Consider the following 12,386-nt stretch of genomic DNA (forward strand, 5'->3'; position numbering starts at 1 on the left):
ACGATAAGGAACGAGCGCGCACGGCGCGCACCGGGCGGCAAATCCCGCCCAGAAACAACAGGAGGCAAAACAATGGCAGAAGAATTGAACAAGCAGCCGCAGGAGGGCGCCGACCAGTACGACGGCAGCCAGATCCAGGTGCTGGAAGGGCTGGAAGCGGTGCGCAAACGGCCGGGCATGTACATCGGCTCCACCGGCCCCAAGGGCCTGCACCATCTGGTCTACGAGATCGTGGACAACGCCATCGACGAGGCGCTGGCGGGCTTCTGCGATCATATCGAGGTCACCATCAAGAAGGGCGACGTGATCGAAGTCACCGATAACGGCCGCGGCATTCCCGTGGACATCCAGCCCAAGCTGGGCATCCCCGCCGTAACCGTTGTTCTCACCGTGCTGCACGCCGGCGGCAAGTTCGGCGGCGAAAACTCCGGCTACAAGGTGGCCGGCGGCCTGCATGGCGTGGGCTCCAGCGTGGTAAACGCCCTGAGTGAGTGGCTGGAGGTCATCGTCCGCAAGGATGGCTATGAATACTACCAGCGGTTCCAGCGTGGCGTGCCCGATGCACCGCTGAAAAAGCTGGGCCCCGCTGCCTCCACCGGCACCACCGTGCGCTTCAAGGCGGACCCGGTTATGTTCACCGAGACCACCGTCTATGACTATGAAACTCTGCTGATCCGCCTGCGGGAGGAAGCCTTCCTGAACGCGGGCGTGCGCATCACCTTTACCGACGAACGGGGCGACGAGGTGGTGCGGGAAAGCATGCACTACGAGGGCGGCATCGCCAGCTTCGTGGAATACCTGCAGAAAAAGCGGGACAACACCGTGCTGCATCCCCAGGTCATCCACCTGAAGGGCCAGAAGGACGACATCATCGCCGAGGTGGCCATGCAGTACAACGACAGCTTCAACGAGCTGATCCTGTCCTTTGCCAACAACGTGAACACCCCGGACGGCGGTACCCACGAGGAGGGCTTCAAGAATGCCCTCACCCGCGTGATCAATGACTTCGGCCGGGAAAAGGGCTACCTGAAGGACAAGGACGACAACCTCACCGGCAACGACGTGCGCGAGGGCCTGACCTGCGTCATCAGCGTCAAGCTTACCGAGGCCCAGTTCGAGGGTCAGACCAAGGCAAAGCTGGGCAACACCGAGGTGCGCAGCCTGGTCTCCGGCATGGTCTATGACAAGCTGAAGGAATTCCTGGAAGAGAACCCCGGCGTGGCCAAGGCCATCTACGAGAAGGCCACCCAGGCAGCCCGCGCCCGGGAAGCCGCCCGCAAGGCCCGGGACCTGGTACGCCGCAAGAGCGCGCTGGAAACCAGCCGCATGCCCGGTAAGCTGGCCGACTGCCGGGAAAAGGACCCCTCCAAGACTGAAATTTTCATCGTCGAGGGTGATTCCGCCGGCGGCAGCGCCAAGATGGGCCGTGACTCCAACATTCAGGCCATCCTGCCGCTGTGGGGCAAGATGCTGAACGTGGAAAAGGCCCGCCTGGACAAGGTCTACGGCAACGAAAAGCTCATGCCCGTGGTCACCGCGCTGGGCTGCGGCATCGGCGAGGAATTTGATATCGAAAAGCTGCGCTACCACAAGGTCTTCATCATGGCCGATGCGGACGTGGACGGCAGCCATATCTGTACCCTGATGCTCACCTTCTTCTTCCGGTTCATGCGCCCGCTGATTGAGGGCGGCTATGTGTACATCGCCCAGCCTCCCCTGTTTAAGCTGGCCAAGGGCAAGGACGTGCGCTATGCCTACAACGAGCCGGAAATGACCCAGATGAGCGCCGAGATGGGCCAGGGTGTGAAGATCAACCGCTATAAGGGCCTTGGTGAGATGAACCCCGAGCAGCTGTGGGAAACCACCATGAACCCGGACAACCGGGTCATCGTGCAGATCTCCATCGAGGACGCGGAAAAGGCCGATGAGGCCTTCACCATCCTGATGGGCGACAAGGTGGAGCCGCGCCGCCAGTTCATCGAAAAGAACGCGGAATACGCCAATCTGGATGTGTAATGGAAAGGAAACGGAAACTATGATCGAAAACAGCGTAACCCCGGGCACGCATCTCATCGTCCGGGACGTAAAAGACGAGATCGAACGGGCCTTTCTGGACTATTCCATGTCCGTTATCGTATCCCGCGCTCTGCCGGATGTGCGCGACGGCCTGAAGCCGGTGCACCGCCGCATCCTGTATACCATGTACGAGCGCGGCAATGACCCCAGCCACCCCTACCGCAAGAGCGCGGACACCGTGGGTGCCGTGCTGGGCTCCTACCACCCCCACGGCGACGCGTCGGTTTACGACGCCATGGTCCGTCTGGCGCAGGACTTCTCCATGCGCTATCCTCTGGTGGATGGCCAGGGTAACTTCGGCAGTGTGGACGGCGACCCCCCGGCTGCCTACCGATACACCGAGGCCCGCATGAGCAAGATGGCCGTGGACCTGCTCACTGACATCGAGAAGGACACCGTGGACTTCGGCCTGAACTTTGACGAGACCAAGAAGGAGCCCACCGTGCTGCCCAGCCGGTTCCCCAACCTGCTGGTCAACGGCTCCACCGGTATCGCCGTGGGCATGGCCACCAACATCCCGCCCCATAACCTGACCGAGGTCATCGAGGGCGCGGTGGCCCTGATCGACGATCCGGACATCGACCTGGCCGGCCTGATGGAGCACATCAAGGGCCCCGACTTCCCCACCGGCGGCATCATCATGGGCCGCAGCGGCATCCGCGCGGCTTACGCCACCGGCCGCGGCAAGATCACCCTGCGCGGCCGCGCCGAGATCGAGGAGAAGAAGAACGGCCGGTTCCAGATCATCGTCACCGAGATCCCCTACATGGTCAACAAGGCCCGCCTGATCGAGAACATCGCGGACCTGGTGAAGGAAAAGCGCATCGAGGGCATCAGCGACCTGAACGACGAGTCCAACCGCCACGGCATGCGGATCGTTATCGAGCTGAAAAAGGACGCAAACCCTCAGGTGGTGCTGAACCAGCTGTACCGCTATACCCAGCTGCAGGACACCGTGGGGGTGCACCTGCTGGCCCTGGACGGCGGCGTGCCCAAGACCATGACCCTGAAAACCATGCTGGAGCGCTATGTTGCGTTCCAGGCCCAGGTCGTGCGCCGTCGCACCGCCTTCGATCTGAAGAAGGCCGAGGAACGCGCCCACATCCTGGAAGGCTTGAAGCGGGCCACCGACATCGTGGACGAGATCATCGCCACCATCCGCGCCTGCAAGGGCGGCCAGGCGGAAGCCCGCGTGGCCATCATGGAGCGGTTCGGCTTCGATGAGCTGCAGGCTGCCGCCATCTGTGCCTTCCGTCTGGGACAGCTGGCTGGTCTGGAGATTCTGAAGATTGAGAGCGAGCTGGCCGAGCTGCAGGGCAACATTGCCGAGTGGCGTTCCATCCTGGCCAGCGATGAGAAGGTCTATGCCATCGTGAAAGAGGAGCTGACCGTTCTCAAGGAGAAATACGGCGACGACCGCCGCACCGAGATCGCGCATGTGTCCGGCGAGGTGGACATCGAGGATCTGATCCCGGTGGAGCAGTGCGTCTTCACCCTCACCCACGAGGGCTACATCAAGCGCCAGCCCCAGGACACCTACCAGGTGCAGAAGCGGGGAGGCCGCGGTATCTCCGGTCTGTCCCACAAGGACGAAGACTTTGTGGAGGAGCTGTTCATCGGTTCCACCCACGACTTCGTGCTGTTTGTGACCGATCAGGGCCGCGTCTATCGGCTGAAGGGCTACCAGATCTACGAGGGCAGCCGCACTTCCCGCGGTACCAACATCGTAAACCTGCTGCCCCTGCAGAACGGCGAGAAGGTCACCAGCATGCTGCGCATGCCCGCCGAAAACGCCGAGGGTTATCTGGTTATGGTCACCCGTCAGGGCGTCATCAAGCGTACTCCCATCGAGGCCTACGCCAACATCCGCAAGAGCGGTCTGCTGGCGGTGAGCATGTACGAGGGCGACAGCCTGGCCTGGACCCAGATCACCACCGGTGAGGACGAGCTGATCGTGGCCACCCACGATGGTCTGGCCATCCGCTTCAACGAGCAGGACGCCCGCAGTATGGGCCGTCTGGGCCATGGCGTGCGCGCCATCCGTCTGGCCGAGGGCGACTACGTGGTGGGCGTTGGCGTGGTGCATCCCGGCGCCACCGTGTTCACCGTGACCGAGAACGGCAAGGGCCGCCGCAGCCGCATTGATGACTACCGCCTGCAGAGCCGCGGCGGTAAGGGCATCCGCAACTACGGCAAGGGCGAGGTTGCCGGCATCAAGGTGCTGGAGGAAGAGGACGACATCATCCTCATCAGCCAGGAGGGCATCATCATCCGCATGCACGCGGCGGACATCAACATCCAGAGCCGCTATGGCAGCGGCGTGCGCGTGATGCGTCTGGGCGAGGGCGACCGTGTGGTCACCGTGGCCCGCACCGAACATTCCGACGATGCTGAGGTGGAAAAACCGGAGAATGAGCCGGAGGAAGCCCTGAGCGAGGAAGAGCTGGCCGCACTGGCCGCTGAGGAAGCTGCCCAGGCGGAGGAACCCGTTGCAGCGGACGACGAGGAAGAATAAGCCCTTCCCTTTCGCCTGAATCGAATTTGAAAAACACCCTGTTTTCGTTCAAGCGCAAACAGGGTGTTTTTTTGCAGAAAATGCCCAAATAAGAAAAAAACATGTTCCACATGGAACATTGAGATTTTGAAAAACAATTAAAAAATATCGAAAAACGATAAAAAACACTTGAAAATCGATAAAGTCTGTGGTAGAGTGGTACCAATAAAACAAGCCCGGCGGCGTGTAGCAGCCGGGCGAAACGGAGGAATACGGGATATGAAACAGCAAAACGATGCCGTGGGTAGTCTGGCCATCTCCCAGCTGCTGGTAAAGATTTTTCTCGGAGTGCTGGTGGGCGTGGATGTGGCGGCCTACTGGCTGGTGGAATGGTTTTTGAGCTGGACCCGCTACCGGCTGACGGCCGACCTGCCCTGGCAGGCGCTGTTTCTCCTCACCATTTATGCCGCCAGCATTCCGGCTTATTTCGCGCTCTACCGGCTGTACCGGCTGCTGGCCAATCTGGATGAGGGCCAGGTGTTCGTGGAGCAGAACGTGACCTGTCTGGCCGTGCTCAGCCGCTGCTGCTGGGCGGTGGCGGCCATCTGTCTGGCCAGTGCCCTCTATTACCTGCCCTACCTGATGGTGATGGTGGCAGCGGCCTTTATGGCGTTGATTCTGCGCATCGTGCAGAACGTGTTCCGGCAGGCCTGCGAGATGAAGGACGAGCTGGATCTGACGGTGTGAGGAGGCGAAGAAGGCAATGCCGATTGTGATCAATCTGGATGTGATGATGGCAAAGCGCAAGATCAGCGCGGGCGAGCTGGCCGAGCGGGTGGGCATCACCCCGGCCAACCTGTCTATTCTGAAAAACAACAAGGCCAAGGCGGTGCGCTTCTCCACGCTGGAGGCGCTGTGCAAGGCGCTGGACTGCCAGCCGGCGGACCTGCTGGAATACGTGCCGGACGAAAATCAATAAAACAAGGCGAAACAAAGGAGGGAGTCTGGATGCTGCATCCGGAATGGTGGAATCTGATGAGTATTTTCCTGGGGTTGGCGGCGCTGGCACTCCCGCCGCTGGGCGGTGTGCTGCTGGCCCGCAAAGGCAGGCGCTGGCACTGGTGTATGGCGCTCAGTCTGGCCGCCTGCGCCATCAGCCTTTACGGCTGGATTGCCTATACCCGATATCTGGTGGAGATTCAGAATTTCAGCGCTCTGCTGGATACCCAGCCCGCTGGACAGATGGTTTCCGGGACGCTGCTGCTGGCGGTGCTGCTGGTGAACGGCGTCACAGCGGCAATTTTGGAAACCCGGCCCGAGGTGCAGCAGGCCCAGCTTCTGCCGGAAAACAACCCCCGGAAAAGCAACGGCCGGAAACAGGAGGGATGATCCATGGAAGAACGGATTCGTTTGGAGAACGGGGCGATGCCGCAAACCGGTATGCCGAACAGCCAGGCGGCTGACCCGGCCGCCGGTGCGCAGCCCCTCTACACAGCAAAAGCGGCTCAGCCGTTTAAAGTGACCTGGCTGCAGCTGGGCGCGGCGCTCTACAGCTATCTGTTGGGCTGGTTTTATTTCTGCGGCCTGGTGCTGGGCGGTCCGGTTCTGCCCTTTGCCGAATGGTACGTGGGCAGCATGAATCCGGTGGCGCTTGGGGTGTTCTGCGCGCTGTTTTTCGGCGGGGCGGAATTCTTCCTGCGCCAGGCGGGCCGTAAGGCACCGGCGGAGAGCTGGTGGTGGCTGGGCTTTTCCGTCCTGCTGCTGGCAAACCTGCTGATCGTCCGTCCCCTGCTTTACGGCGCGGGCTACTGGAATGACTACGAATACGGCTACTACGGCTGGCAGGTTCTGGCCCTGCATCTGGCGGCCATGTACTGGCTGGTCTGCCGGGCAGGCCTGCTCACCGGCGGCGGGCGCACCGGCTGCTTTGCCCCGCTGGACGCGGCGCTCTGCCTTCTGGGCCGTCCCTTCTGCTGGTTCTTTTTGCGCATTCAGGTGATGTGGTACGCCTTTAAAAAGCTCTGGGCCAGGGTGCGGGCGGCACGGCAGAACAAAAAGCGGGACCTGGTGGGCGCCTGTTTGGCTCTTTGCCTGCTGGTTCCCCTCTTTGTGCTGGCGCTCATGCTGCTGGCCGGGGCGGACGCGGGCTTTGCCTCGCTGCTGGAACGCTTTGCCAAGCTGCTCACGGTGCCGGAATGGGTGGCGGGCCGCCTGCTGATGTTTGTGGGCTCGCTGCCGGTGGGGGCCTATCTTTACGGGGCGCTGGGCAGCGTGCTGCGTCAGAAGCCGGACCCGGAGCGGCAGAGCCGCTGGCTGGCGGCGCTGGATAAGCAGCGCTGCCTGCCCCAAAGTGCCATGACTCTGGGTTTGCTTGCTTTCTGCGGGCTGTATCTGCTCTTCTTCGTGGTGCAGGCGGGCTACCTGTTCGGCGCCTTTTTCGACCGGCTTCCCGCCGGGTTCACCGCCGCGGAATATGCACGGCGGGGCTTCTTCGAGCTGTGCGCGGTGGCGATGCTCAACTTCGGGCTGCTGCTGGCGGTCAATGTGCTGTGCAAGGGCAAGCCCCAGCAGCGCCCGCTGCTGCGGGGCCTCACCGCTGCCCTGATGGCATCGAATCTGCTGTTCGTGCTGGTGGGGGCCTCCAAGATGGGGCTGTATGTGACCCGCTTCGGGCTCACCGAAAAGCGCATTCTTTCCAGCTGGTTCATGCTGGTGCTGGCGGTGGTCAGCGTGCTGGCACTGCTGGCGGTGTTCCGTGGCCTGGACTGGATTCGCCTGGGCACCTTTGCGGCGGCGGGGCTGTTCCTGGCGCTGTGCCTGTGCCAGCCCCAGGCTCTTGCCTACCGGGTGAATCTGGCACTGTACCAAAACGGTACGATTCATCAGCTGGACCCCTGGACGCTGCACCAGCAGGGGGCGGGCCTCAGCGAGTATGAGCTGGCCGATGACCTGCTCCGGGCAGGCTGGGGCATGGATGAAGCACCGGAGGATGTGAGGTATGCCATCTCAGGCTATTCGGAGAGGGACGAGCTGCATTACGCCCGGGACGAACAGGGCAACCGGCAGGTATGGTTCCGGGTATCCGGCAAATCGTCAGAAGATATCGGTACCCTGACCATGACGCTGGATGAGAGCGGCGAAACGGTCACTGCGCTGGAGCTGACGAGCAACGAAATGAAGTGAAACAACAAAATGCCTTTCCGATGGAGTGAGCCATCGGAAAGGCATTTTTCTGTGTCCGGCAGAGGAAAAGGCTTTGACCGGATTCCGGTGACCGGGTATAATCAAAGGCGGACATTGCTTTGTACAGCATGGAGATTTGTATAAATGTGATATATAATACGCAAAGTAATTAAAAATCCCGAAAAAAGGCAAAAAGCGAAGGAGGGAGACGCTTGCCCGCATCCAAACCCACATTTACCCGGGCGCATCTGGCCGCTCTGGCCGGGTCGCTGACTCTGTTCGGCTTTGCCATTCTGCTGTTCCATTCGCTGGCGGGCGGAACGCTGCTGGCGCAGAATCCCTACGACAGCTATCTCCTTCAGGCCCAAAACTGGCTGGAGGGCAGCATGGCCATCCAAAACGGCGAGCAATACCCATGGTTGGAACTTGCGATATTCAACGAGGAGTATTATCTCTCTTTTCCGCCGGTTCCCTCGGTGCTGGCTCTGCCCTGGGCGCTGTGGGGCGGGGCTGTGCCCTCCAATCTGATCGCGGCGCTGTACGGTCTGGCCGCGGCGGCGGGGGTCTACCTGCTCTTCTGGCAGAGCGGCAAAAGTCCGGAAACCTGTGTCTTCTTTTCGTTGTTTGTGAGTCTGGGCAGCAACACCTTCTGGCTGAGCACCAGCGGCGGCGTTTGGATGCTGGCCCAGCTGCTGGCGCTGGCCTTCTGTGTCTGGGGCTGTTTTTTCTGGCTGGCCGGGCGGGAGCTGCCCGCCTTTTTCCTGCTGGCGCTGGCGGTAGGCTGCCGGCCCTTTTCCGCGTTTCTGGCGGTGGTGCTGTTTCTGCGCCCGGTGTGGGGGGCGGTGCGCAAGGGGCGGTGGAAGCATCTGGCGGCGGTGAGCGTGCTGCCCGCCCTGGTGGCGCTTGCCCTGGGGTGGTACAACTGGGCGCGCTTCGGCAATCCGCTGGAGTTCGGTCACAACTTTCTGCCGGAATTCATGCGGGAGGAAAACGGCCAGTTCAGCCTGGCCTATCTCTGGCCCAACCTGAAAAATCTGCTGCGCCCGGTGCTGCTCACCGAAACGCTGGATCTTTCCTTCCCCACCTTCAACGGCTTTCTGCCAATTGTGGCCAATCCTCTGCTGCTGCTCTGGCTGCTGGCGCTGGTGGCCGGGCTGCGGAACAGGCGGCTGGATTATGCGGACGGTATTCTGGTGGGATGTTACCTGCTCACGGTGGTGGTGCTGTGCCTGCACCGCACACTGGGCGGCTGGCAGTTCGGGGCCCGGTATCTGGTGGACCCCTTCCCCTTCTGTCTGCTGTTTTTTGCCCGGCGAAACTGGGAGGCCGGGCCCGCCGCCCGGGGGCTTTTGCTGGCGGCGATTCTGTTTAATTTCTATGGCGCGGTGTACATGCTGAACGCATAAGCCCGCGCGGCAAGGAGGATGCAATGGCGCAGGTGATTGGCTGGCTGGGCGGCGGCGGAATGATCGCCTTTGTTTTGATTCTGGCGGTGCGCTGTCTGGCGCTGCTGGGCTGGCTGCCCGTGCCGCTGCCGGACTGGCAGGTGTTCCGGCGGGAGGAGCCGCTGCAGGGACCCGCCCGTTTTTCCCGGCGGGACTACGCCGCCGCCTTCTGCGCGGTGCTGGCGGTGCAGTGGGCGGTGCTGTTTTTTGCCTGGCTCACCCTGAACCAGAGCGGCGGATTTGGTGCCTTTCTGACCCATTTCTGGCAGCGGTTCACCCAGGCGGGCGACAGCCCGCACTATCTGTTCATTGCGCAGAACGGCTATGTGCCTTCCGGCGAGGATGCAAAATGGATCGTCTTCTATCCTCTCTATCCGCTGTGCATCCGGCTGATGAGTCTGTTCGCCGGGGGCAATTTTGAGCTGGCGGGCATTCTGGTCAGCCAGCTGTGCTGGGGCGGCTGCGGCGCTGTGGCCCTGAGCCTGGCCGGGCGCTGGCTGCCCCGGACCCGGGCTGTCTGGGCAGTGGGCTTTCTGGCGGTGTATCCATTCGCCTTTTTCAGCATGGGCGTTTATACCGAAAGCCTGTTTCTGCTGCTCTGCTTGGGCTGCATGCGGCTGGCGCTCACCGGGCGCTGGGGCTGGGCCGGGCTGCTGGGCGGCCTTGCGGCCCTCTGCCGTACCCAGGGCATGGTGCTGCTGCTGCCGGTGCTCTGGCTCTGGCTGCGAGCCCGCCAGACCGGCCGCCAGGGCCCAAAAAGCCTGGGCCTTTTGCTGATTCCGGCGGGCTGGGGCGGCTATCTTGCCTGCAACCGGTTGTTATTCGGCGACTGGTTCGCCTTTCTGGAATTTCAGGCCGCGCCGCCCTGGTACCAGACCACCAAATGGATCGGCGAAAATCTGACTCAGCACTGGAATATGGCGCTGCAGTATCCGGGCCTGGCAAGCTTCATCTACTGGCCGCAGGTGGTGCTCTATTTTGCGGTGCTGGCACTGCTTTTCTGGGGGCTGTTTACCGGTGCGCGCACCGAGTGGCTCATCTGGGGTGGGGCCTATCTGGGCATGACCTACCTGGCAGGCTGGATGATCAGCGGACCCCGCTATCTGCTAAGCTGCCTGCCGGTGTTTTTCCTGCTGGCGCGCATCCGGCCGATCTGGCTGCGGGCTGCGCTTGGCGGGCTGAGCGCGATGGCGCTCTTTGCCTATGGGGCGCTTTACATGCAGGGGCAGGCCATTATGTGAAAACGAAAAAACCGCCGTTTCGGAATGCCCGAAACGGCGGTTTTGTTTGCAAGAAAATAAAACGAGCAAAGGCTTACATCCGGCCTGCATCCCGCAGGGCCTTGATCTTAAGCAGGGCGATGGCGGTCTTGCTGTCCCGGATTTCGCCGGAGAGCACCATCTCCACGGCCCGGTCAAAGGGCACCTTTTCCGGGGTGAGGAATTCATCTTCATCCAGATGCATGCCGCAGGGGGTCAGGCCGGTGGCGGCCCAGCAGTAGATGATCTCGGTGCAGTAGCCCACGGTGGGATACACAGGGCCCAGATCCACAAAGTGCTCGGCGGTCAGGCCGCATTCCTCACCCAGTTCCCGCTTGGCGGCTTCAAAGGGGTCCTCACCCTTTTCCAGCTTGCCGGCGGGCAGCTCCCACAGCTCCTGCCCGAAGGGGTAGCGGAACTGCCGGACCAGATAGACCTCATCGTTCTCAGTCAGAGCGGCGATGCAGGCGCCGCCGTTGTGGTGCACCACCTCGCGGGTGGAGGTGCGGCCGTTTTCCAGCTCCACGGTGTCCACTGTCAGGGTGAAGACCCGGCCCTCAAACCGGGTGTCGCTGTTCAGGGTTTTCTCAAAATGTGCCACGGTTCAACGCTCCTTTTCCTCGTTTTCAGTGTCGGGGGATTCCACCCGGGTGCAGCGCACCCGCTGGATACGACGCTCCCGTACCTCCAGGCAGGTGAAGCACAGCCCGCCCCACTGGACGCTGGCCTGCTCGCCATTCTCCGGAATGCGGCCCAGGCGGTCGGCGATCAGGCCGCCCACTGTGTCGAATTCCTCCTCGTCGGTGCGTTCGGGGCATTCCATGCCGAAGGCCTCGAACACGTCCTCCAGATCCAGCGCACCGTCCGCCAGAAAACCACCCTCGCAGGCGGTCAGCTCGGCCTCTTCGGTGTCGTACTCGTCCTGGATGTCGCCCACGATCTCCTCCAGAATGTCCTCCATGGTCACGAGTCCGGCGGTGCCGCCGTATTCGTCCACCACGATGGCGATCATGGTGTGCTGCTTTTTGAAGTCCATCATCAGCTCACCGGCGGGGCGGCTCTCCGGCACATACATGGCTTTGCGGGCAAATTCACTCACCTGACGTTCCAGCACGCCGGGGTCGTCGAACAGGCGCAGCAGGTCCTTCACGTACAGAATGCCGGTCACATTGTCCATGCTCTTGCGGTACACCGGCAGACGGCTGTTGCCGGTGGAAAGGGCCAGCTCCACCGCCTCCCGGCAGGAGGCGTGCTCGTTCACCGCATTCACATCGGTGCGGTGGGTCATCACATCACCGGCGGTTACATCGGACAAATCGAAGATGTTGGTGATCATGGTTTTCTGGGCGGTGTCGATCAGGTCCTGTTCGTCCGCGTCGTCCACCAGCTCGAACAGATCCTCCTCGGTCACGGTTTCGTCGTTGCCCAGCCCGGCGGGGGCCAGCAGGCGGGAGAGCCAGCCGGGCAGCCGCATCTCTTTTTTAGCGGCAGCCCAGCCGCCCAAAAGCCCGGCGGCCAGCAGCAAAAGCCCCACCGCGCAGCACACCAAAAGGGCGGCGAGGCTGGAAAAGCCGGGAAAAACACCCGGGGTATCCATCGTTCAAAACTCCTTTTTTCGGGGCGGCGCTCCAAAGGGCCGCGGCCCGGTTTTTCCGGCCCGCGCAAGAGGGCGCGCAGACCGGTCAATTACCATATTAAAGCAATCAAAACCCCTTGTCAACGAGACCCGGCCGGGGCCGAATGAAGCTTTTGTAAAAAATTGGACGAAACGCCCCGCACCGGGGGCCGAAAACGCAAGGATAAAAACCGAATCTGACCGAAAAAGCTGCCCGAAAATAGTTTACTTTGCCATTTTGATTTGCTAGAATATAGTTAAGTAATAGCGCCCATTCCCCCGATCCCCGGGGCCAGGACGTTAAATACTGAATT

The 12,386-nt window shown here is 61.8% G+C and carries 10 protein-coding genes; 8 read left to right on the forward strand and 2 right to left on the reverse strand.

Translation table 11 applies throughout. The features are described 5' to 3' along the window. Positions 1–72: 72 nt before the first annotated feature. From gyrB to PH256_RS12600, 8 genes are all read left to right on the forward strand, one after another. Positions 73–2,016: a DNA topoisomerase (ATP-hydrolyzing) subunit B gene (gene gyrB / locus PH256_RS12565; protein WP_087184697.1), complete on the forward strand. Its 1,944-nt coding sequence runs from the start codon at positions 73–75 to the stop codon at positions 2,014–2,016. A gap of 19 nt (positions 2,017–2,035) precedes the next feature. Beyond that, entirely contained in the window at positions 2,036–4,591 is a 2,556-nt protein-coding gene (gene gyrA / locus PH256_RS12570; protein WP_270914461.1) for a DNA gyrase subunit A, read from the forward strand. A 258-nt stretch (positions 4,592–4,849) separates the two neighbouring features. Then, a complete protein-coding gene (locus PH256_RS12575) occupies positions 4,850–5,317 on the forward strand; it encodes a DUF2975 domain-containing protein (protein WP_087184699.1) in 468 nt (155 codons plus the stop codon). 16 nt (positions 5,318–5,333) lie between these two features. Next, the gene (locus tag PH256_RS12580; RefSeq protein ID WP_270914462.1) at positions 5,334–5,549 is read left to right on the forward strand and encodes a helix-turn-helix domain-containing protein; all 216 of its coding nucleotides are present in this window, start codon (positions 5,334–5,336) and stop codon (positions 5,547–5,549) included. Positions 5,550–5,578: 29 nt separating this feature from the next. Further along, complete coding sequence (locus PH256_RS12585; RefSeq protein WP_270914463.1) at positions 5,579–5,959, forward strand: hypothetical protein; 381 nt, start codon at positions 5,579–5,581, stop codon at positions 5,957–5,959. Positions 5,960–5,962: 3 nt separating this feature from the next. Further along, positions 5,963–7,753 carry a DUF4153 domain-containing protein gene (locus PH256_RS12590; RefSeq protein ID WP_270914464.1) on the forward strand — a complete coding sequence of 597 codons (1,791 nt, stop codon included), beginning with the start codon at positions 5,963–5,965 and terminating at the stop codon, positions 7,751–7,753. 212 nt (positions 7,754–7,965) lie between these two features. Further along, positions 7,966–9,159, forward strand: a complete 1,194-nt coding sequence (locus tag PH256_RS12595; RefSeq protein WP_270914465.1) for a hypothetical protein — start codon at positions 7,966–7,968, stop codon at positions 9,157–9,159. Positions 9,160–9,182: 23 nt separating this feature from the next. Continuing rightward, entirely contained in the window at positions 9,183–10,439 is a 1,257-nt protein-coding gene (locus PH256_RS12600) for a hypothetical protein (protein ID WP_270914466.1), read from the forward strand. A gap of 73 nt (positions 10,440–10,512) precedes the next feature. Here the strand turns inward: PH256_RS12600 and PH256_RS12605 are convergent, their stop codons facing one another. Together PH256_RS12605 and PH256_RS12610 are read right to left on the reverse strand one after the other, a co-directional pair. Continuing rightward, positions 10,513–11,058, reverse strand: a complete 546-nt coding sequence (locus PH256_RS12605; RefSeq protein ID WP_087184705.1) for an NUDIX hydrolase — start codon at positions 11,056–11,058, stop codon at positions 10,513–10,515. Positions 11,059–11,061: 3 nt separating this feature from the next. Then, a complete protein-coding gene (locus tag PH256_RS12610) occupies positions 11,062–12,054 on the reverse strand; it encodes a hemolysin family protein (RefSeq protein WP_087184706.1) in 993 nt (330 codons plus the stop codon). Between the last annotated feature and the right edge of the window lie 332 nt (positions 12,055–12,386).

Origin of the sequence: Allofournierella sp. CML151 (assembly GCF_027853465.1) — a bacterium.
Taxonomy (GTDB): Bacteria; Bacillota; Clostridia; order Oscillospirales; family Ruminococcaceae; genus Allofournierella.

What these genes read in the sequence shown, in the direction of transcription:
- PH256_RS12590 (WP_270914464.1), top strand. Translation starts at nt 5,963, where the DNA reads ATGGAAGAACGGATTCGTTTGGAGAACGGGGCGATGCCGCAAACCGGT.
- PH256_RS12600 (WP_270914466.1), top strand. Translation starts at nt 9,183, where the DNA reads ATGGCGCAGGTGATTGGCTGGCTGGGCGGCGGCGGAATGATCGCCTTT.
- gyrB (WP_087184697.1), top strand. Translation starts at nt 73, where the DNA reads ATGGCAGAAGAATTGAACAAGCAGCCGCAGGAGGGCGCCGACCAGTAC.
- PH256_RS12610 (WP_087184706.1), bottom strand. Translation starts at nt 12,054, where the DNA reads ATGGATACCCCGGGTGTTTTTCCCGGCTTTTCCAGCCTCGCCGCCCTT.
- PH256_RS12575 (WP_087184699.1), top strand. Translation starts at nt 4,850, where the DNA reads ATGAAACAGCAAAACGATGCCGTGGGTAGTCTGGCCATCTCCCAGCTG.
- PH256_RS12585 (WP_270914463.1), top strand. Translation starts at nt 5,579, where the DNA reads ATGCTGCATCCGGAATGGTGGAATCTGATGAGTATTTTCCTGGGGTTG.
- PH256_RS12580 (WP_270914462.1), top strand. Translation starts at nt 5,334, where the DNA reads ATGCCGATTGTGATCAATCTGGATGTGATGATGGCAAAGCGCAAGATC.
- gyrA (WP_270914461.1), top strand. Translation starts at nt 2,036, where the DNA reads ATGATCGAAAACAGCGTAACCCCGGGCACGCATCTCATCGTCCGGGAC.